A 21,854-nucleotide genomic window follows, 5' to 3' on the forward strand; every position below is an offset into this window, starting at 1 on the left:
TCACCTCACATGTCTAGCAGGCTGCTGAGATCTTTCTTCAACGCATCCACTTTCTTGTTGGCGTTTTGGGAGCGGTTTGCCTCGCTAATCAGGTATTCAATGGTGTCTGACAAGGTGGCGTCCAGCTCTTGCGCTTTCAACGACAATTTCTCCCACACCCTGAAATCCAGATCGATTGATTTCTTCCGGGTATGTTCTTGCTCGGCATTGAAATGGCGTTTACGTTTGGCACGGATCGCCTGTTTCAATTTGTTATCGAGCTCAGAGGACATATGTTCGCTGATCCAGTCAATCACTTTGGTTGGCTCATGTTCGAGCGCCATCAGCGACTTCACGGCTGCATCAACCTCACTGGTGTCAACGTAACGGGTAACGTTAACCCCCTCTTTGTATTTCTTGACCAGATAACTCCATTTCCATCCAGCCTCGAGGTTTTCAAGTTGTTGATATTTCATAATTCGAATTTTTATCGTTGAGAGCGAAAGTAAGGTTGAAATACAGTTACAGCGTAACAGTGGATTACTTTTTGGTCAAATATTGTGCGCTATCCTTTTAATCTTTTCCGCCTCTGTCATCCCACCCTTGTTTTTGTAATGCTGGCAAGCCGTTATCTTTGCTACTTTGAGCGTGCGTATTCATTTATACTCTCAGTCATTAATACACCGACAAAAGTTGATACTAAAACGCATGCAAGAAGTTTCCTGGCAGTCCGTCGTACCGCAGTTTTCCCACGTTAAGCAGCACATTCTTCAATATCCCGCAGTAACTGCGGCGTTTCCTTGTGCACTTCAATCAAGATTGGAAAGCAGTATTGCCCGTCTTGTGCACGAGAACCATTTCCCACGCCTGCTACTTGTCACAGCGCCAGATGTTTATGACTACCTGAAATTGCTTGCAAATATGGCGAAAAATGCCCTGCAAAATCCAGAAAATCCGGTTGTGATTGCGGAAAATATTGATGAAGTTCAATTGTTTGGCGCAGTATATCCGAACCCTTCTGATGTTACAACGTCACGAACTGTTACTGGCTTGATCCATGAGGCGAATAACGGTGTGCTTCTCATCTCTCTTGGCTGCATCCTTTCACAGCCAAGTATCTGGGCTCGGCTGAAGTCCCTGCTCTCCACCAACAAATTACATTGGAAAAATGCAAAGCCAGACGTCTATTGCGACCTTCCACCTGCGTCGGATATTTCTGTGCGTGTGATTGTGGTTGGCGATCGCGCCTTGATGTCTGATTTTGAAGCCGGTGAACCAGAGCTTTATAGTCTGGCAAGCTATACCGAGTTTGAACAGGATATGTACCTGACTGAGGAAAACATCGGTACTTACCTATCAGTGCTTAAAGGGTATCAAGAGTCTTTTGGTGTCAAACCACTGGAGCCGGAAGCTGTTTTACGTGTCATGCAGGCTGGCGCACGTTATACCGAAGATCAAGATCGACTACCTCTTTGCCCGCTATGGGCACAAACACTTCTTCGGGAAGCGGATTACCAAAGCCAGAGTGACACCATCACCGCTGACCATGTTGAGCAGGCAATTGAAGCGAAATACTTCCGTGAATCTTACCTGCCACTCCGTGCTGTGGATGACATCCACAAAGGTCAGGTATTTATTGATACCCGTGGTGAACATATTGGTCAGGTTAATGGCCTGACGGTGATTGAAATGCCTGGCCACCCGATGGCTTATGGTGAGCCTGCTCGTATCTCTTGTGTGGTCCACTTCGGCGATGGTGACATTGCTGACGTTGAACGCAAAGCAGAGCTTGGCGGTAATATCCACGCCAAGGGAATGATGATCATGCAGGCATTTATCAGTGCCGCGCTGGATTTAGATGAACCCTTACCTTATTCAGCCTCCATCGTGTTTGAACAATCTTATTGTGAAGTAGACGGTGACAGCGCCTCGCTTGCTGAACTGTGCGCTTTTGTCAGCGCCCTATCCCAAACACCTATCAACCAGAGCATTGCGATCACCGGTGCAGTGGATCAGTTTGGCCGTGTACAAGCGGTTGGCGGCATCAATGAGAAAATAGAAGGCTTTTATCATATCTGTGAGCACCGTGGTCTCACAGGCTCCCAAGGCGTGATCTTGCCCAAAACAAACCTTAACGCACTTTGCCTGAGCAAAGACGTGACTGAGGCGATTAAAGCCGGCAATTTCCATATTTGGGCAGTAGAACATGTTGAAGACGCTTTCCCACTGATCACTGGTTTGCCGTTTAGCGGTGATGAAAAACAACAGGATGAAACTGAAACGCTTCTTGGCAAAATCGCCCACCGAATCGATGTTTTCCACCATGGTGAGCAGCGTCACACATCCTTAATTAATAAGCTGAAACACTGGTTAAACCACCACTGATCCGAGTTGTTTAGCTTACACGTGTACGCTAAAGTGCTCCTAACTTTTTGCAGGAGCAATTAAATGCTAATGAAACGCCACTCTTATGACAGAGATGACCTCCTAGCCTCTAGCCAGGGAGAGCTTTTCGGCCCAGGTCGTCCACAACTTCCAGCGCCAAACATGCTGATGATGGATCGCATCTCAAACATCACGGATGAAGGTGGTGATTTTGGCAAAGGGTTTATTATTGCAGAATTAGATATTACCCCAGACCTATGGTTTTTTGACTGCCACTTCCCCGGTGACCCAGTAATGCCTGGTTGCCTTGGCCTTGATGCAATGTGGCAGTTAGTCGGTTTCTTCCTTGGATGGTCTGGTGGTAAAGGAAAAGGTCGTGCACTGGGTGTCGGCGAAGTGAAATTTACTGGCCAAATTCTGCCTACCGCCAAGAAGGTAACCTATGAGATCCAGATGAAACGTGTCATTAACCGTAAACTGGTTATGGGCCTCGCTGATGGCCGTGTACTGGTTGATGGCCGGGAAATATACGTTGCGAAAGATTTGAAAGTAGGCCTTTTCCAAGACACGTCTTCTTTCTAATCACTAACGGCACGCCAAATCCTAAACCGCCCTCATGGGCGGTTTTACTTCCGCCTCATTTATGTCTTCTATTAAGCTTGCTGTTGCTCACTGGTTCACTCTCACTTGCGCGATCAGGGAGACAGACTGTTTATGTTGAAAAATATGCTTCTATTATAACCAATGAATAAAGTTATAGTGCATTAGGAAGGTTTACAAAAGCCCCTATTACGGGGCTTGAGTCTGTTTTTGGGTAAGTTAAAAAGTTACTTCAACATCGATACTTTGGTATCTCGACCTTCGCGCCAACCTCCTAGCCATTGGCTGCGCGCGTCCATGGCCTGATAGGGACATGCTTCAGAGGATCGACCGTTTACACCAGCTTGATAGCCTTTCGCCTGTGCTCGCTCTAAACGATCTCGCTTCTGTCTTTTCATATATTCGCCCTCTTATCCTAAGATGGTTGTATCTTTTCAGTGAGGTTTCATTCAAGCCGAGCTTTTGCTTTTAATGAAACCCACCCAATTAAGATTCACGCATGGTCAATAAATAATCAAGCATCAAAAGGCTTATCCGCGCCAAATTTGTGAAGATGAGCCAGAATATGAAATTACTTTTTACGGCGTAAAAAACAGCCAAAGGCAAGCAAACCAAGGCTCAGTACACCCATTCCGCCACCGCTACGCGTAATGTTATTTTCTTCGTATGAACGCGGAGTAATCTCTCCTCCGTTTTGACGGGTAAGCTTTACGGCCACCAGCTCTTCTTCCCCATTGCAACGTGCATCATGGGCGGTTGAGCTGTAACCACCAGCACAATAAAACGCTGAAGCGGCGATGTCACCATTATCATTAATATCAAACGCCTCGGCGATACGGAACGCATTGGCATCAGGTGCACCATTGGTCAAATCATCAAGCAACCAGCCACGGGTACCATCAAAATCTGCACTTAACGTACCGTGAGCATAGATATAACCACGTTGGCGACGCGAACGGTCACGAACGTTTTCAACATCCACTTTACCGACTAGTTCATCGTTGTTGTTGATGGCTGCAGCTGTTCCATTGTAACCATCAAAGAACAATGCACTTTGAGAGCGTCCTAACAAGGTTGTCGAATTACCTTTGTTGATAAAAATCTTTTCTGCGTATGCACCATTATTCAAACGGGCATTTTTCGCTATCCCAACAACCAGTCCCTGGTCATTGATATCAGTTGCTTCTGTGTAGCTGTAGATGATATCTCCACCTTGTCGGATATCGATACCGGGTATTGGAGACATAGTCCAGCAACGTTTTGAAGCATTTGTTTCTAATTCAGTCAGGCACGTTGCAAAATCCGTAACAGGCATAAATTTGACCGCTCTGGCATAGAAGTCATTATCGTTGTAAGTACTGAAACCGACCATAGTGGGTGCGGTGGCTCCTGATACCAATGCCGCTGCATTAACGCTCGCTTGCGCCGTGTCATCGGTGTTTCCGGTAGGTGATTTATTAGGTGTTTGAAAGTCTGCAACTTTGAGTGCACTGACTGCAGTTGTCGTATCAGATGGCAACCAAACAGAAGCTTGGTTTGCAAACTGGAAATACTGACAAGCACGCTTGTTGAAATCGACAGACGAGGAACAGTCGTTCAAGTTGGAAAGCCCTGATCCTTCTGGTGCTTTATTCCCGTTGGTAGGATCTGCCATATTGGCCACAGACGCAGACCCAAATACGATAGTCCGTCCGGCAACCTCAATAACACCGTTAGCATTTGTCTGCCCCAAAGTGGCAGCGACACCTTTAGCGTCTGTTGGTGGCTTTAATTCAGCATCACCATAAAAGCCCCGGCGCTGGAATGCACGCGCATAACGAGAGCCAGATTTGTAATACGGGCTACTTGATACACCAACCGCATCTCCTGAATCAGTCACTGCGTTGATAACAACATTAGTAGAGTCTGAATTTGCGGTGCCTGTTGGTGCGTCACCGTCTACACCCGATCCAAATGGATTTTGGATGGTCCCATTGACGCTTGCCACACTATTGCTGGTGAAACCTTTGTTCCAGGCATCAATTTCTTTTTTTAGGCCACCGGAGCAAACTTGCTCACTGTCACCACTGTCACAGATTTCGCCACTGTCTTTAATACCAAACCAGCGTTCTTCTGCCCACGCCTCACAGGTGTTGTAACCAAGGTTGTCACGGCAGTACAGGAACAAGTCATCTTCACTGTTGATGAAATGTTCCACATCCATCATAAAAGGCAACTCCTCGGAGTAATTCAGACCAACAGGGCCTGAAAGCACTTGAGTTGCTATCTGGGTGGAATTCGGAGAAATAGCGGTCGCAACAGCAGACTGGGTAGAACTTGCATTATCTACCCTTTCGACGTTGTACAGAGCGGCATTTGCTAGCGTTGGAATACCCGCTACCGCAAGTGCGATAGCCGATAGTTTGAATTTATTAAATTGCATTACGATTCCTTTTGCATTCCTTCAAGCTCTTCCCATCGTTCAAAAGCGGCTTCCAATTCTGCCTCTGCATCGCTTAACCGTTGCAACACAGGTTGAGTTTCGTCCGTGCTTTTCTGGAAGAACGCTGGATCGTTTACCGATTCCTGAATTTGCGCGATTTCATTCTCTAGGTTTTCAATAAGCTGAGGAAGGGCTTCAAGTTCTCTTTGTAACTTGTAAGACAGTTTTTTCGTCGGCTTATTGTTAGTTGTTTGTTTTTTGGCGATCTCTTCTTTTGTTGTCGCTTCCTTCGCTTTTGGCTTTTCAGCTTCTATCGTCTTGAGGTAGTTATCACGCTGCTGCATGGCATCGTGATAACCACCAACAAATTTTCTGATGACACCCTCCCCCTCGAAAATCCAGCTATGGGTGACCGTGTTATCAACAAACTGGCGATCGTGGCTCACTAACAGTAAGGTACCCTGATAATTGGCAAGCAATTCTTCTAAAAGTTCCAGCGTTTCGATGTCTAAATCGTTCGTAGGTTCATCAAGTACCAACAAGTTACAGGGTTTCAGGAAAATCCGGGCCAATAACAGACGGTTCTTCTCACCACCGGAAAGGGCTTTTACTGGTGTCCTTGCCCGACGTGGATGAAACAGAAAATCTTGCAAGTAGCCCAGCACATGGCGTTTACGCCCCCCAACGTCGACTTCCATTTTACCTTCGGCCAGGTTATCGATAACTGTTTTTTCCGGATCCAGTTTTTCACGATATTGATCAAAGTAAGCCACTTCTAGCTTGGTACCCACATGGAATTTGCCTGAATCAGGTGCAATTTTCTCCAACATTAACTTCAGCAACGTACTCTTACCGCAACCGTTCGGGCCGATAAGTGCAATTCGATCACCCCGCATCACATTGAAGCTAAAGTCGCTGATTATCTTCTTACCATCCCAGTGGTAATTAATGTCACAGGCCTCAAACACAATTTTGCCAGAGCGCACGGCTTCATCGAGATGGATATTGGCATTCCCCTGCACGTCAATACGCTCTGCACGTTCACGGCGCAATTGTTTCAGTGCACGCACCCGGCCTTCATTGCGCGTCCGGCGCGCTTTAATGCCCTGCCGGATCCAGGCTTCTTCCTGAGCAAGCTTCTTATCGAACTCGGCATTCTGCTCTGCTTCGACGCGAAGCATCTCTTCTTTACCTTCGAGGTATTTTTCATAGTCACCCGGCCAAGAGGTTAACCGGCCTCGATCCAAATCGACAATGCGGGTCGCCATGGAGCGAATAAATGCGCGGTCATGTGAAATAAAGACAATCGCGCCTTTAAAGTCCTTCAGGAAGGTCTCCAACCAGATAATGGTTGCCACATCTAAGTGGTTGGTCGGCTCATCAAGAAGCAGAACGTCAGGATCACAGACCAATGCACGAGCCAATGCTGCTTTACGTTGCCAGCCACCCGATAATTCAGAGAGTTTCTTAGCGCCATCCAGTTTCAGCGCACCAAGCACCATGGTGAGCTGGTTCTCAAAGCGCCAGGCTCCGGAGTGCTCCAATTGTTCCTGAACACGGGCCAGACGGTTGATATTTCGTTCACTGGGATCATGCTCAATCAGGGCCAGTAGGTCATGATATTCCTTAAGTTGAGCACCAACCTCAGCCAACCCTTCCGCAACATAGTCCACAACTGTACCTTCTGCGTCTCTTGGGGGATCCTGCTCAAGACGAGAGACTTTCAGATCAGCCTGACGGTTAATGCTGCCATCATCCAACTGGACCGTACCGTGGATCACTTTCATCAACGTCGATTTACCCGCGCCATTACGCCCAACCAGACAGACACGCTCCCCGGGTTGAAGGATAAATTCTGCGTGATCCAGCAACGGATTATCACCATAAGCCAGTTGCGCGTTAGTGATGTTAATTAATGCCATGTTTTACTAACCAAGTGTTTAAAGCTGAGGAATCGAAAGGCCAGCCCAGTTCGTCAACCACTGTGCCGTCATTATTTTGGAGAGAAAGCACTGGAATTGTGACACCGTAACGAGAAAATAAGGCATCTTCAAACGCGATGTCTACAACGCGTAAGGCAGCGGTCTTTCCCGCTGCCTGATATAACGCCAATGCCTCTTCACATAAGTGGCACCCTTCTGTGCTGTAGAGGATTAAGGCCATTACCCTTCCTTGTGAGTGATAATCCAGCAGTTATGAATGTGTTGATTGCGTTCAAAATCCATCGGAATTGAGCGGGACGTGATGTTTTGCGCTTTTAACCCCAGCGCCTCCAGCGCCTCGGTATCCATCTTAAAGTTACGCTTGTTGTTTGAGAACACAATTTCGCCATCCTGACGCAACAGACGTTTAAGCCCTGTCATCAGCTTAATATGGTCACGTTGTACATCAAAGGTATCCAACATACGCTTAGAGTTGGAAAACGTCGGCGGGTCAATGAATATCAGATCATATTGCCCCTTCGCCGTCGAAAGCCATTTCAGGCAGTCTGCTTGGTTGAACACATGCTGGCGACCTAACTTACCATTCAGCTTCATGTTACGTTCTGCCCATGCCAGATAGGTTTTAGACATATCAACCGTGGTCGTGGACTTTGCGCCGCCAACAGCCGCATGGACCGTTGCTGTACCGGTGTAAGCAAACAAGTTCAGGAAATCTTTCCCTTTGGCTTTCTCACCCAGCATTTTGCGCGTGTAGCGGTGATCCAGGAACAAGCCAGTATCCAAATAGTCATAGAGGTTCACTTCCAGCGTGACGCCATATTCTTGGACTGTCATGAAACGCTTGGCTTCACCCAGTTTCTCATACTGGCTGGTGCCTTTTTTCTTTTCGCGGGTTTTCAGCACCACATTATTGGCATTGACACCAGTAACAGCAATGGTTGCACGCACCATATCCAATAAACGTCGACGCGCTTTGTCTTCAGAGATACTCTTTGGCGGCGCATATTCCTGAATGACGATGTGATCGTTATAGCGGTCAATTGCGGCGTTATAGTCAGGTAAATCAGAGTCGTAGAGACGATAACACGCTATCCCCTGCTGTTTGGCCCATTTACTGAGTTTTTTGATGTTTTTGCGCAAGCGGTTTGAAAACTCAGGGGCAACATCAGCGGCCGCCACAGCGCCATCTTGTGACGCCGTCACTTCTCCGCGTGCAGTGATTTGGTACGTTTTCATGACGCAATCAAGCGCACCATTACGGAGCTTGTAACTACTCTCTGCACGCATACATAAACAACTCAGCAGTTCGTCAGAGCCAGAATAAATAGAGGCAACCGAGCCTTTAAATTCGCTCTTCAAGCGCACACCCAGTTGGGTATATAACGCAATCAGCCCCGGAGTCGTCCCTAAACGCTCCCCGTATGGCGGGTTACAAATGATGTGACCCTCTTCAAACCCTTCCGGGCGCTTAAGTTCAGCAGCGTCATGCAGATCAAACTGGATAAGCTCTGCTACACCTGCGCGACGTGCGTTAGCTTTTGCCGTTTCAAGCACACGGCGGTCGTTATCAAAGCCAAAGAAGCGGGTCTGGCATTTCGCTGGGCCTTTTTTCGATTTGAACGTCACATCTGCGTGCACTTCCATCCATATTTCACGGTTGAATGACTTCAAAGATTCAAACCCCCAGCGCTTACGCTTCAGGCCAGGCGCAATTTGGGCTGCCATCATCGCCGCTTCAATCAACAACGTGCCGGAACCGCACATTGGGTCCATCAGTGGCTTGTCAAAGGTCCATCCACTTTTCATCACCAAGGCTGCCGCATTGGTTTCACGCAGAGGTGCCGCGCCCGCTTCGGTACGGTATCCGCGTTGGTGAAGGCCGCTACCGACCATATCAATGCCCAACAACCCCTTATCTTTCGACAGGCGCATATGAATACGCAAATCAGGCTGCTCACGGTCAATGCTCGGACGTGCCAAATCGGCTTTTACAAAGCGATCCACGATCGCATCCTTGACTTTCAGTGCGCCGTACTGGCTGTTGCGGATCTCACGGTTGGTCCCATTAAAGTCAACAGCAATGCGTTTATTTTCACTGAAGTATTGCGGCCAGTTGATGGCCGATGCGCCTAAATACAGGTCCATGTCGTCGCGAACAGTGAACTCACTCAGTACCAGAATGAAACGCGACGCTGTGCGGCTCCATAAACAGCACGTGTACAAGGTTTTCTCATCCGCGCGGAACCGAACACCGGCGCTGACAGCTTTAACGTTGCTGGCACCCAGTTTTTCAAGTTCTTCTGCAAGTAGGTTTTCGAGACCGCGGGAGGTTATAGCTAAATATTGATTCATGGATATGGATTATGAGGAATGTTGCGCGCGATTATAAACGAATTCACACGTGATAGCAGCAAGCCTTACGGACAATGCCGTTCTTAGCATCATTGCCGCAAATGATTTTCCTTCCAAACGTCTAATCAAACAATCAAAAGTCATGCCGGCTTAGATTTGTTTTAAGCCTATCTCTCTTTCTAGCGAATTAAAAATCAGGTTATCCACACCCCTTTAACTGTTTCCATCAGGAAACATGAAAAAGTAGCACCTACCATCGCTGATTTCCGTGTTTTATGTGTCACACCCAAAACTCATCAGAACAAAAAGTGAGCACACACTTATCCACAGAGTACCTTTTTTAGGGATACATATGTATTAGGGACTTGAACACACTTTCTTATTAGGAATGATATGAAAACGAAAAATCTGGTATATACCAGTAAACATAAAAGCAAGGAAACGTGCTTAAAATGAGGAAGAACATCCTTGCCATGTTTACTATTTGGATAGAAAAGTGGACGATTACGTCAGGAAATAATGTTCAAATAGCAGTCAAATAGATTTAAATTTCGTGATCTTGATCACTACTCTATCTTAAGAAAGAACGCTGTTTTTCCCTTTCCGGTCATATTTTGTGGCATTTCTTTGTGTTCATTTGCTGGTTTTAGCTCTTATTCTGAGTGCACCCAATAGGAAAGCAAAAAGACGCAATGCTTCCTTTTCGCTGTTACAGGCACAGGCGAAACCGGCGTTTACAGGTACGAATGCTTGCCTTTGATGGTGTTATCAATACACCCTGTTCTGTCATAAATCATGAGGGTTAAGGGTTGAAACCGGTGGCGTGCATTCGGGGTATTAGGTTTGGTACAGGAAGGGATAGGAGGTGTTAACAATGCTATAGTTCAAAAGAAAAAATAGGCTGATACAACTGCTCTATCAGCCTACTAACGCATAATGACCACTGCCGTCATCATATTGCTGTTGGTATGTTGATAACCGATCATTCATTACTTTTATGGCTTCGCAAAACCGCATATTTTTAGTATCGTTCAGCATAAGCGGGGTTTCGCTGGCATGCATACACAGTGATGCTGTGCCTGCATTTTCAATCACCAGGAAGGCTTCGCTGCCGTATTCGGTTTTCAGCTCAACAATGGCACCTATATCCGGAGAGATATTCCCTGCCTGAGCCTGAAAAAACCAACTTTTAGGTAGAAGCGGTTTATGGAAGCGCTTTGCTGCCACTGCGTTCAAAACAAGTTCAGCCTTTCGGGGGCTGGTAAGAGGTAACGCACTTACTGCATCTGAGTACGTTTGAAAAAGTGATGCGTCATCGACTGAAAATGGGGTGTCGATAAACGCATCGGGGATGAGATGTTTCTTATCAATGGCCACACGAAAAACCATCTCTTGACCCAAATCCAGCATCAGCGTTTGAGCTTCGTCATCGAAGTACCACTTCCACACATTGCTTGGCTTCAACATCGTTTTCGCTCCTGCGATAACTCGAGACTGGGTCCGCGACCATTGATAATAAAAAGTGCTGTATATGGAAGTTTAATTGGGTGAGGATAAAAAAAAAGGGGAAACAAATTCCCCCTCCCTTTCTATATACTTAATTTTTCAGGCTAAATATTTCGAACAATATCTTTTACCAAACGTGGGCCGTGATAAATAAACCCCGTGTAGACCTGTACCAGTTCTGCGCCTGCCATCATTTTCTCTTTGGCAGCTATTACGGAATCAATCCCTCCCACCCCAATGATCGGCAGCTTGCCATTCAGTTCCTGGTGTAGGCGGCGAATCACCTCGGTACTCTTGTTTTGAACCGGACGGCCACTCAACCCACCCGTTTCATGGGCATGTGGCATCCCCTCAACCAGTGAACGGTCTAGCGTAGTATTGGTTGCAATTACACCATCAATACCATGACGAACCAGTGCATCGGCAACTTGTATCAATTCTTCCTCCCCCATGTCTGGTGCAATCTTCAGTGCCAGAGGGACATATTTACCGCGTTCTTCAGTCAATTGTTTCTGTCGGGCTTTAAGGGAAGAAAGCAGATCATCCAATGCTTCACCGTATTGCAAAGAACGCAGTCCCGGTGTGTTTGGTGAAGAGATGTTTACCGCAATATAACCAGCATGGTCATAGACCTTATCCATACAGATCAGGTAATCATCTTTACCCTGCTCGATAGGTGTGTCTTTATTTTTACCGATGTTGATACCAATAACACCTTCGTATTTGGCTTTCTTTACATTTTCTACCAGCGCATCCACGCCATGGTTATTAAATCCCATGCGATTTATGATGCCTTCGGCAGGCAGAACACGGAACAGACGTGGTTTGTCATTCCCGTCCTGAGGGCGTGGTGTCACCGTTCCTACTTCAACGAAACCAAACCCCATTGCACCAAATGCATCAATACATTCGCCATTTTTATCAAGACCAGCCGCAAGGCCAACTGGGTTTTTGAAATGGAGTCCCATGACTTGAACAGGACGGGGAGGAAGATGTTGACGATAAAAAATATCGAGAGGAGTGCCGGTGAAACGAGAAAAGTTTTTCATTGCCAGATCATGAGCATGCTCTGGGTCCAATTGAAAAAGCGCCGATCTGGCGAGGCGGTACATCATGTAACCTCCAAAAAAAGCCCCGAATAAACGGGGCTGTATTATTAACGCTTTGCAGTCTTAATTCAAATTTAAAAGCGTAAGTTCCCGCAACGCCACAGAGAATTTCGCAAATTCGTGGACAGTACCCACTTTAAATTCCGCTACGATACTCTCCCAACGCCCCAAACTCACGGCATGCTCTACCATCCAGGATTCCAATCCCAATTCTGCAGACTCACCGTTATTCATACCTTCGAGGATGTGGGCTGTCAGCATACGTTGCTGCCAGTCCAGATCTTCACGGAACGATGCCCGGGCCAACGCCTGCCAGTGGTTTTCTACTGGTTGGTTGGTGATTTGCTTGAGGAACCAGTGCAATGACAATGTATCGCCTAACACAAAGTAAAGCCTTGCAACAACATCGAATGGTTTCTCCATTTGCTCGGAAACCTGAGCCAGATCCAGGCCAGCATATAAGCTGGTCAAACGGACAATTTTATCAGCAATCGGCTTCGGTACACCTTGTGTAATGTACTCCTCGGCCTGTTCTTGATGCTCTTCGATTTCCGACGGAACAAGATATACGTCCAGATTGTCTGCCAGGTTCTTAACCGCAGGTTTGTAGAACGCCACCTGCTCCTCAATCCCTTTGTCTTTCATTGGATTGCGTAGAATCCAGCGTGTAGTACGACGCATCATACGTCGACAACGAAACATCAGTGCATACTGCACTTGAGCTGGTAGTTGGTTGTCCAGCTCACGGATTTCGTCGAAGGTCTTTTCAAAATCAAACACTTCACGTGCAATCGCATAAGCGGCAGCAATGTCCCCGACACTCGCACCGGTTTCATCCTGCATGCGGGTAATAAAATTGAAACCCATGTCATTAGACATCTGGTTTGCTAGGCTGGTAGCAATAATTTCACTACGCAGTGGGTGTGTTTCCATTGCTTCCCGATAGTTACGTTGTAACTCTTTAGGAAAATAAGCCGGCAATAGCTTACCGAAGTGTGGATCTTGGGTAATTTGCTCAATCACCAGTTGCTCTTTCAACACCATCTTGCCATAGGCTACCAGCACTGCAACTTCAGGACGAGTCAGACCAATCCCACGCAGTTGCCGTTCTGCCAGTGTTTCATCATCCGGCAGATATTCCAGCGCACGATCCAGCTTTCCTTCTTTTTCCAAGTAGTGGATAAAGCGGATCTGCTCTTTCAACAAGGCGACTTGCTGTTCGCAGGTCACGGAGATAGATTCGCTCTGGCAATACGCATCATCAAGTACAATCTCAGAGACTTCATCTTCCATGCGCTCAAGCAGCTCGTTGCGCTGTTTGTAGGTCAGGTCCCCTGCGGCTACCAAACCGTTAAGAAGGATTTTGATGTTTACCTCGTTATCAGAGCAATCAACACCACCCACGTTATCGATAAAGTCGGTATTAACACGTCCCCCGTTCATCGCGTACTCAATACGGGCAAGTTGGGTCATCCCAAGGTTACCACCCTCGCCGACAATGCGGGCACCGAGTTCATTGCCATTAACGCGCACAGCATCGTTGGCGCGATCGCCGACTTCTGCATGGCTTTCTGTTTCGGCCTTCACGTAAGTACCGATACCACCGTTCCAGAGCAGATCGACTTTGGTCTTCAGGATCTGTTTGATCAGCTCATTCGGCGTCATGGATTGCTTACGAACACCCAACATTTTCTGGATTTCCGGGCTCAGTCCAATCGACTTCGCTTTACGCGAGAAGACACCACCACCTTTCGAGATCAACGTAGGATCGTAATCTTCCCAGCTTGAACGTGGCATCTTGAACAAACGATCTCGTTCTACCCAGGATGTGGCAGAATCCGGATTAGGATCGATGAAGATATGCATATGGTTAAAGGCTGCCAGCAACCTGATGTGTTTTGACAGCAGCATACCATTGCCAAACACATCCCCCGCCATGTCACCGATTGCCACACAAGTGAAATCGGTTTCCTGACAGTTGATGCCAATTTCGCGGAAATGGCGTTTCACTGATTCCCAGCCACCTTTCGCCGTAATTCCCATGGCCTTGTGGTCATAACCGTTAGAGCCACCGGATGCAAACGCATCGCCTAACCAGAAGTTATATTCTTCAGATACGGAGTTTGCGAGATCCGAAAATGTTGCAGTACCTTTGTCTGCAGCAACTACCAGATACGGATCATCTTCGTCATGGCGAACCACATTCAGCGGCGGCGTCAGTTCTCCTTCCACAATGTTATCCGTGATATCCAACAAGCCGCGGATAAAGATACGGTAACAACGTTGGCCTTCAGCGAAAATCTCGTCGCGGTTGCTCAGTGAGTGCTGTTTCTTACAAACAAAACCGCCCTTGGCGCCGACTGGCACAATAACGGTGTTCTTGACCTGTTGTGCTTTCACCAAACCCAGCACTTCAGTGCGGAAATCTTCCTGTCGGTCAGACCAACGCAGGCCACCACGGGCCACTTTACCACCACGCAGGTGAACACCTTCAACATCGGGTGAGTAGACAAAGATTTCAAAGAAAGGTACCGGCTTTGGAATTTCTGGGATCTTCGACGGTTGCAGTTTCAAGGAGAGATACTCTTTCCACTCCCCAGTCTCTTTGTCTTTTTGATAGAAGTTGGTACGAAGCGTTGCCAGGATCATCTCCATATAGCGGCGGATGATACGGTCATCATCCAGACTTTCAACCTGCTCAAGCGCGTCTTCAATTTTCTGGATGATGAGCTTCTGTTCTTTTTCGCTGTTCTTCTTCGGATTGAAACGTCTGCTGAACAGTTCCACCAGCAACCGGGCTAAGCTTGAATGACAGGCCAGCGTGTCTTCGATGTAAGTCTGACTGAACGGGAAAGCGACCTGACGCATGTAACGCTGGTAAGCGCGGAGAATCGTGACTTCCCGTCCATTTAGACCGGCATTCAGAACCAGTCTGTTAAAACCATCATTTTCTAGTTTACCATGCCAGATCCCGGCAAAAGCATCCTGAAAACGCTCACGCACATCAGAGAGTACAAAGCCGCTGTGTGCATTATGGAGCATTGAAAAATCGAGGATCCAGTATGTATCACCAGACTTTGTCTCCACTTTATAAGGGGCTTCGCCGATCACACGCAGACCAAGGTTTTCCAACATCGGCATCACGTCAGATAGATGAATCGCCTCATCTTTCTGGAACAATTTCAGACGAACGGAACGTGAATCCTTGGGCTCTTCCTGGGGACGATAAAAAAGCATATCCAGCTTTTTCTCTTCATTTAGGCTTTCAAGACGCTCAATATCAGCAACGGCCGAGCCTGGCAACATAGCTTCTTTATAAGAACGGGGAAACGCTCCGAGGTAGCGTTTGGCGATGGGGGTTCCCTGATTTTCGCCAAACGTCGTGATCACCGCTTCTTTCAGGCGATCATCCCAGGTTGATGCTGCTTCAGTCAGATTTTGCTCCAATTTCTTCACGTCAATGTCAAAGTTGTTGTTCTCTACACGCACAATGTAATGGGTTCTCGCCAACGGGCTCTCAGAAAAGAACGTGTTGAATTCAACGTCTTGGTCGGAGCCAAAATAGTTCTGTAAAATGCGTTGGGTGGTTCGGCGCAATGCGGTGTTATATCGCTCACGCGCTACATACACCATGCAGGATAAAAAACGGCCAAACGGGTCTCGTCGGACAAATACTCTCAGCAGATCCCGATCCTGCACTTGTACAATGCCCATACCGATATCGAGCATTTCGGCCTCACTGGCCTGGAACAGTTCATCACGTGGGAAGTTTTCAATGATGTTGGCCAACGCTTTCCATGAATGCGAGCCCTCGTAATACCCACTGGTCTCAAGGATCCGGCGAACTTTATTCTTGAGGACAGGAATGTTCGAGGTTGCTTGGTTATAGGCTGAAGAGGCATAAAGGCCATGGAAGCGGTGCTCACCCACCACATTGCCCTTTTTATCAAAGCATTTGATGCCGATGTAGTCCATATACGCAGGACGGTGAACACGGGATTGGCTGCTTGCTTTGTTGATCACCAACAGGTCTTTACGCAATGCCGTCGCACGCGCAGATTCCGGCATTTCTGATAACCTCAAACCCGGACGTTTTGGATCGAGCTTTTTCGCTAACCCTAGCCCTTCCTGTGTTGAGGCTTTCAATTCATAGTCACCTTCAATGGCATTGAGCTCATAGTATTTGTACGCCATGAAGGTGAAATTGTGGGAAGCTATCCACCCCAGAAAATCCAACGCTTCTTGTTGGAGTGACTTGTCGACTGGCAGTTTATCTTTCTTAATTGACTCAATCACCGATGTCATTTTATCCTGCATCGGTTGCCAGTCGTTAACAATCAATGCAACGTCATTTAAGGTTTCTGTCAGCTCTTTTTCCAGTGCCAACATTTCCTTTTTCGAACACATCCGGTCAATTTCAAGGTGGAAAACGCTCTGCATTACCCCTTTTTTATCACCAATTGACGTGACATTGCCCTTCGCATCTTTCTCGACAGATAACGGCCCGTTAAGCATTAGGTGGGAAGCGATGTCCAGACGGTTAAGTGCCATTCGTACAGAATCAACAAGGAATGGCGCATCTGGGGTCAGGATTTCAACAATAGTGTGGGTGGATTGCCATCCGTCGCCGCTCAATGTCGGGTTGAAAACCTTAACGAAAATCTTGTCTTGCTCGAACGTATTGAGATGATGCCATAGGCTGATGACAGCACCATAGAGGTCGGATTCATTCCGTTCCTGTAAATCATCATCTGAAATGGGACCCAAAATCCTTTTTGCCAAAGTTTCTACAAGCGGTTGTTGTGTTTTGTCCAGTTTTTCAGCAATAAGATGATAAACCTTCTCAAGTAACACCGGCACAATAGGGTCACGCGCGGTCATGGTTTACTCCATATATTTTTTATGTAATCGCTATGAGTATAGAGGTTAATTAGTCTTTGCGACTCATGGAGTAGTTTATGGTGTCCTTTATAAATTAGTTACATCAAAATTCGTTAATTTGATTCGATTTTTTAGTTATGTGATTGCCGTACGGTTTAACCTATTTTTTCAAGGGATTTAAACCGATTATTTTCATCAACCATCAGGCGAAATCGTCCTTTAACACCCAGTTGACTGAGGAATGGACGCAGTCTGGATGCAGGCAGTTGTAGGGTTAACCCATTGTCCGTTCTTACAATGACCGTCGACGCCGCACCACTGTAGTGTTGCAGAAAGAGATGGTAATCAATATCCACAGAAAATAAATAGACACGCATTTTCATAAAAAAGCCGTCTCCTTTTAGACGGCTTTTAAATTACCTAATCGGCATTATTTCGCAAGCATGCTGTTTATGCTTCCAGCGCTTTGTTGATTTTCTCGAAAAGATCTTTCGCAAGATTATCCAGCGACGCTAAATGCTCAAGTTGATCACGCATGAGTTTCTGGCGATCTTGATCAAAGCGTTTAAATTTCAGCAATGGATCGATTAACCGGGAAGCAACTTGCGGGTTCGATTCGTTCAGCGTTAACAGTATCTCTGTCAGGAAAGCATAACCAGAACCATCTTTCGCATGAAAATGTACAGGGTTGTTATTGCAAAATGACCCCACCAGCGAACGTGTGCGGTTTGGGTTTTTCAAGCTGAATGCTGGGTGAGACATCTGAACTTTCAGGTTTTCCAATGCATTGGACGCCGGGTTGCAGCCTTGCAGTGCGAACCATTTGTCCATCACCAAGCCATCATGCTGCCACTTGTCACTGAACTGTTTCATCAGACTGTCGCGGTTTGGCAGCTCTGCATGGTTCGCGGCTGCAAGTGCCGCTGCAGTGTCTGTCATATTGTTTGATTCCGCAAAATGCGCAGACACCAGCGCTTCTCCATCATTAAGCAAGGCCAGGTAACCCAAGCAGACATTGCGCAAAGCACGTTTACCGATAGCGGCATGTTCGATACTGTAACCGTCTTGTTTCAGGGTGTGGTACAACGCACTGAACTCATCCGCCAACGCCGTTGCCAGGTGTTGCTTGATGGCGCTACGCACTTTATTGATGGCATCCACATCGACGATGTCGAACCAACCACCAATTTCGTTTTCACTTGGCAGTGTCAGCACTTCGGCAATCAGGGAAGCATCTAAGTCTTTGTTCAACAACACACCACGGAACGCATCAACGACATCGTCAGGAAGCGTAACGTCTTTACCCTGTTGCACGCGTGCCACATTCGCTTTGATGTGTTTCGCCAGTAACATCTGCCCTGCATCCCAACGAGCAAACTCATTTCGCGCATAAACCATCAGGAATGCCAACTCTTCATCACTGTAATCAACGTTGAGTTTCACTGGGGCTGAAAATTCACGCAACATAGAAACAACGGGCTTCTCCGGCACATTGTCAAACACGAATGTTTGTTCAGCGTCAGTGACATGCAGGACATTATCAGCTATCTCTCCGTTACGGCGTAACTCGATAACTTCACCTTTCGCATCGTACAGTTCGATATCAAAAGGAATCAAAAGAGGCTGTTTCTCTTTCTGGTCTGCCGTTGGTGGGGTGTGCTGCTTCACTGTCAGTGAGAAGGTCTTTTCGCTTTCATTGTATTCACTGGAGACATCCAAAACTGGCGTGCCGGACTGGCTGTACCACAAACGGAACTGGCCCAAATCGATGCCCGACGCATCTTCCATCGCTTTCACGAAATCTTCGCAGGTCGCTGCGGTACCGTCATGGCGTTCAAAATAAAGTTTCATGCCTTTCTGGAAGTTGGCTTCACCCAACAAGGTATGCATCATTCGAATCACTTCGCTGCCTTTTTCGTAAACGGTCAAGGTGTAGAAGTTATTCATTTCGATCACTTTTTCTGGGCGGATAGGATGCGCCATTGGGCTGCAGTCTTCAGCAAATTGTGGGCCACGCATAACGCGGACGTTATTGATGCGGTTAACCGCACGTGAACCAAGGTCTGAGGAAAACTCTTGATCACGGAACACGGTCAGGCCTTCTTTAAGACTGAGCTGGAACCAGTCACGACAGGTGACGCGGTTACCGGTCCAGTTGTGGAAATACTCGTGACCAATAACAGATTCGATACCTAAGTAATCGGTATCCGTCGCGGTTTCAGAGTTGGCCAGAACATATTTGGAGTTAAAGATGTTCAGACCTTTGTTTTCCATGGCTCCCATATTGAAGAAGTCGACTGCCACGATCATGTAAATATCGAGGTCGTACTCAAGATCAAAACGATCCTCATCCCACTTCATGGCGTTTTTTAGGGATGCCATAGCATGGCTTGCACGATCCAGGTTGCCTTTATCAACGAAGATTTCCAGTGCTACCTTTCGGCCACTTCGGGTGATAAAAGTGTCTTCAAGCAGATCAAAATCACCCGCCACCAATGCAAACAGGTAACTTGGCTTGGCGAAAGGATCTTCCCATTGCACCCAATGGCGGCCATTTTCCAACTCGCCCTGCCCGATTTTGTTACCGTTGCTCAGCAAAAACGGGAATGCAGACTTATCAGCAGTAATCTTGGTGGTAAATGTTGCCAGTACGTCAGGGCGATCCAGATAATACGTAATACGCCGGAAACCCTCTGCCTCACACTGGGTACAATATGCACCGTCTGAGAGGTAAAGGCCTTCAAGTGATGTGTTTGCTGAAGGATCAATCTCTGTCTCGATCAGCAGCTCAAAGGTTGCTGGCAGTTTCGAAAGCAAAAGCCCTTCTTTGCTCTCTTCATAATGTGACCAGCTTTCACCATTGATTTCTATGCGTTTCAGTATCAGCCCTTCACCGTCTAACACCATAGAATCTGCACCGGCAACCCGCTGAGACACCCGGCTTTTTGCGATTACACGCGTCTGAGACTCATGTAAATCAAAATCCAGGTCGATATGGGTTATCGTAAATTCAGGAGCCTTATAATCTTTACGGTATTTGGCCTGAGGTTGTTGCGTCATGTCAGATTCCTTGTATTGCATAGCGTAATCAGACGGTTGGGGCAAAACCGAACTCGCCATCTGTTATAAAAATAGAATAATCATCTAAGATACTCGCTTCATACTCGCTTTGCCATATGACGATTGTTTAAATAATAATCAATCACTCTACCCAACAACGATTAATCAGAGAAAACCTACCGTCAACGTCAAAGATGGGCTCCCTGTGCGCACTGTTTACATTACGTTAGGTCACACTAAAAGCGGCAAAGCCATAAGGCAATGGCTGTAAAGTGCCGGTTTCACGCACAATAACACCTGAAAAGCCTCAATCAGGTTGACTCAACAACGCCATTTGACGTTAAATTTGCTCCCTTGATCCCAAATCAGTGCACTGTCGCTTGGGAAAGCAATGAACGTTCAAACAAAACCCGACTCAAAAGGTTATTTATCAGGCATGCTTACTCCAATCATTTCGTCATTATTAGACACGGATGCCTACAAACTGAATATGCAGCAAGCAATTTTCCATCACTACCCTGATGTGAAAGTTTCGGCTGAATTTCATTGCAGAAGCGATGAAAGCCTTGTTGCGCTTAAAGAACGTTTAGCATTTGAAATCCAAGCTTTGGCGAAATTACGTTTCACCAAAGAAGAACTGGCTTACCTGCGTAGTCTTGGTCACTATCAAGATGACTACCTGGCATTTCTGCGTACTTTCTCACTAAACGCGGATCACGTCTCTGTTTCCATTCTGGACAACCAACTGGCAATTCATATCGACGGACGCTGGATTGATATCATCCTATGGGAAGTGCCTCTTTTATCCATCATCTGTGAGTTACGCTGCCACGCAAAATACCCTAATTCAACACCTGAACAAGCCGTTGAATTACTTAAGAAGAAACTTTTGACATTGGACAGTGTGAATGAAGACTTCCAGTTTGTAGATTTCGGCACACGCCGCCGCTTCTCTAAAGATGTTCACTATGCGATTGTGGAGCACTTGGCAAACCACTGTTCACACTTTTCGGGAACATCAAACCTGTTTCTGGCCAGAAAACATAACATTCCCGCTGTCGGCACACAGGCACATGAGTGGTTTCAGGCACACCAGCAGTTGGCCGGCGATCTAGCCGATTCGCAACAGCTCGCCCTGAACCGTTGGTTACAGGAGTACCCAGACAGGCTGGGCATAGCCCTCACTGACTGCATTAATATGGATGCTTTCCTCAAGGACTTTAACCTTAACCTGAGTCAGAAATTTACCGGCCTTCGTCATGATAGCGGTGATCCTATTGAATGGGGTGAAAAAGCAATTCGCCACTATGAGAGCCTTGCTATCGATCCGCTCGAGAAAACACTGATTTTCTCAGACGGTTTAACACTGGAAAAAGCACTGGCGATTTATAGCCATTTTACTGGACGTATCAACACGTCGTTTGGTATTGGCACCCAGTTAACCTGCCACCTCCCTGGCGTAGAGACACTCAATATTGTGATTAAACTGGTCACCTGTAATGGCAAACCTGTTGCTAAGATCTCTGACGAACCAGGTAAATCAATATGCCGGGACGCTTCTTACCTTGATGCGCTGAAAAAAGCCTTCAACATTTGATGCCAGACAGCTGAATCCTC

14 protein-coding genes are annotated in these 21,854 nt (G+C 46.9%); 3 read left to right on the forward strand and 11 right to left on the reverse strand.

Annotated elements, in window-relative coordinates; translation table 11 throughout:
• Positions 1-5 precede the first annotated feature (5 nt).
• The gene (gene matP, locus VHA_RS14085) at positions 6-455 is read right to left on the reverse strand and encodes a macrodomain Ter protein MatP (RefSeq protein ID WP_005505421.1); all 450 of its coding nucleotides are present in this window, start codon (positions 453-455) and stop codon (positions 6-8) included.
• Between the two features lie 232 nt (positions 456-687).
• Here matP and VHA_RS14090 point away from each other — a divergent pair, with 232 nt between their 5' ends.
• Both VHA_RS14090 and fabA read left to right on the forward strand, forming a co-directional pair.
• Positions 688-2,364, forward strand: a complete 1,677-nt coding sequence (locus tag VHA_RS14090; protein ID WP_040529039.1) for a Lon-insertion domain-containing protein — start codon at positions 688-690, stop codon at positions 2,362-2,364.
• Positions 2,365-2,427: 63 nt separating this feature from the next.
• A complete protein-coding gene (fabA, locus tag VHA_RS14095) occupies positions 2,428-2,946 on the forward strand; it encodes a bifunctional 3-hydroxydecanoyl-ACP dehydratase/trans-2-decenoyl-ACP isomerase (RefSeq protein ID WP_040529040.1) in 519 nt (172 codons plus the stop codon).
• A 245-nt stretch (positions 2,947-3,191) separates the two neighbouring features.
• Here the strand turns inward: fabA and rmf are convergent, their stop codons facing one another.
• From rmf to pepN, 10 genes are all read right to left on the reverse strand, one after another.
• Positions 3,192-3,362, reverse strand: coding sequence for a ribosome modulation factor (gene rmf / locus VHA_RS18735; RefSeq protein ID WP_081456037.1), 171 nt, complete (start codon positions 3,360-3,362; stop codon positions 3,192-3,194).
• A gap of 173 nt (positions 3,363-3,535) precedes the next feature.
• Positions 3,536-5,386, reverse strand: coding sequence for a DUF3466 family protein (locus VHA_RS14100; RefSeq protein WP_040529042.1), 1,851 nt, complete (start codon positions 5,384-5,386; stop codon positions 3,536-3,538).
• The gene (gene uup / locus VHA_RS14105) at positions 5,386-7,308 is read right to left on the reverse strand and encodes an ATP-binding cassette ATPase Uup (RefSeq protein ID WP_005505428.1); all 1,923 of its coding nucleotides are present in this window, start codon (positions 7,306-7,308) and stop codon (positions 5,386-5,388) included. Before uup ends, VHA_RS14100 begins: the two co-directional genes overlap by 1 nt.
• Positions 7,295-7,549, reverse strand: a complete 255-nt coding sequence (locus VHA_RS14110) for a glutaredoxin family protein (protein WP_005505431.1) — start codon at positions 7,547-7,549, stop codon at positions 7,295-7,297. Before VHA_RS14110 ends, uup begins: the two co-directional genes overlap by 14 nt.
• Complete coding sequence (rlmKL, locus tag VHA_RS14115; RefSeq protein ID WP_005505433.1) at positions 7,549-9,681, reverse strand: bifunctional 23S rRNA (guanine(2069)-N(7))-methyltransferase RlmK/23S rRNA (guanine(2445)-N(2))-methyltransferase RlmL; 2,133 nt, start codon at positions 9,679-9,681, stop codon at positions 7,549-7,551. The genes VHA_RS14110 and rlmKL overlap by 1 nt, the downstream gene beginning before the upstream one ends.
• A 918-nt stretch (positions 9,682-10,599) precedes the next feature.
• Positions 10,600-11,148, reverse strand: coding sequence for a cell division protein ZapC (locus VHA_RS14120; protein WP_005505435.1), 549 nt, complete (start codon positions 11,146-11,148; stop codon positions 10,600-10,602).
• A 143-nt stretch (positions 11,149-11,291) separates the two neighbouring features.
• Positions 11,292-12,302, reverse strand: a complete 1,011-nt coding sequence (gene pyrD / locus VHA_RS14125) for a quinone-dependent dihydroorotate dehydrogenase (protein WP_005505436.1) — start codon at positions 12,300-12,302, stop codon at positions 11,292-11,294.
• A 57-nt stretch (positions 12,303-12,359) separates the two neighbouring features.
• Positions 12,360-17,177: an NAD-glutamate dehydrogenase gene (locus tag VHA_RS14130; RefSeq protein WP_005505437.1), complete on the reverse strand. Its 4,818-nt coding sequence runs from the start codon at positions 17,175-17,177 to the stop codon at positions 12,360-12,362.
• Positions 17,178-17,332: 155 nt separating this feature from the next.
• Positions 17,333-17,560: a DUF2835 domain-containing protein gene (locus VHA_RS14135; protein WP_005505438.1), complete on the reverse strand. Its 228-nt coding sequence runs from the start codon at positions 17,558-17,560 to the stop codon at positions 17,333-17,335.
• 67 nt (positions 17,561-17,627) lie between these two features.
• Positions 17,628-20,237, reverse strand: a complete 2,610-nt coding sequence (pepN, locus tag VHA_RS14140) for an aminopeptidase N (protein ID WP_005505439.1) — start codon at positions 20,235-20,237, stop codon at positions 17,628-17,630.
• Positions 20,238-20,673: 436 nt separating this feature from the next.
• On the opposite strand from pepN, the gene pncB reads away from it, so the two are divergent.
• On the forward strand, positions 20,674-21,834 hold the full coding sequence (gene pncB, locus VHA_RS14145; protein ID WP_040529264.1) for a nicotinate phosphoribosyltransferase: 1,161 nt from the start codon (positions 20,674-20,676) through the stop codon (positions 21,832-21,834).
• The last annotated feature ends 20 nt before the right edge of the window (positions 21,835-21,854 follow it).

The sequence above is a fragment of the Grimontia hollisae CIP 101886 genome (assembly GCF_000176515.1).
Lineage (GTDB): Bacteria > Pseudomonadota > Gammaproteobacteria > Enterobacterales > Vibrionaceae > Enterovibrio > Enterovibrio hollisae.

Coding starts and splice junctions, on each gene's coding strand:
- VHA_RS14135 (WP_005505438.1), bottom strand. CDS start 17,560: ATGAAAATGCGTGTCTATTTATTTTCTGTGGATATTGATTACCATCTC.
- pncB (WP_040529264.1), top strand. CDS start 20,674: ATGCTTACTCCAATCATTTCGTCATTATTAGACACGGATGCCTACAAA.
- matP (WP_005505421.1), bottom strand. CDS start 455: ATGAAATATCAACAACTTGAAAACCTCGAGGCTGGATGGAAATGGAGT.
- fabA (WP_040529040.1), top strand. CDS start 2,428: ATGCTAATGAAACGCCACTCTTATGACAGAGATGACCTCCTAGCCTCT.
- VHA_RS14130 (WP_005505437.1), bottom strand. CDS start 17,177: ATGACCGCGCGTGACCCTATTGTGCCGGTGTTACTTGAGAAGGTTTAT.
- pyrD (WP_005505436.1), bottom strand. CDS start 12,302: ATGATGTACCGCCTCGCCAGATCGGCGCTTTTTCAATTGGACCCAGAG.
- VHA_RS14110 (WP_005505431.1), bottom strand. CDS start 7,549: ATGGCCTTAATCCTCTACAGCACAGAAGGGTGCCACTTATGTGAAGAG.
- rmf (WP_081456037.1), bottom strand. CDS start 3,362: ATGAAAAGACAGAAGCGAGATCGTTTAGAGCGAGCACAGGCGAAAGGC.
- VHA_RS14090 (WP_040529039.1), top strand. CDS start 688: ATGCAAGAAGTTTCCTGGCAGTCCGTCGTACCGCAGTTTTCCCACGTT.
- rlmKL (WP_005505433.1), bottom strand. CDS start 9,681: ATGAATCAATATTTAGCTATAACCTCCCGCGGTCTCGAAAACCTACTT.
- pepN (WP_005505439.1), bottom strand. CDS start 20,237: ATGACGCAACAACCTCAGGCCAAATACCGTAAAGATTATAAGGCTCCT.
- uup (WP_005505428.1), bottom strand. CDS start 7,308: ATGGCATTAATTAACATCACTAACGCGCAACTGGCTTATGGTGATAAT.
- VHA_RS14120 (WP_005505435.1), bottom strand. CDS start 11,148: ATGTTGAAGCCAAGCAATGTGTGGAAGTGGTACTTCGATGACGAAGCT.
- VHA_RS14100 (WP_040529042.1), bottom strand. CDS start 5,386: ATGCAATTTAATAAATTCAAACTATCGGCTATCGCACTTGCGGTAGCG.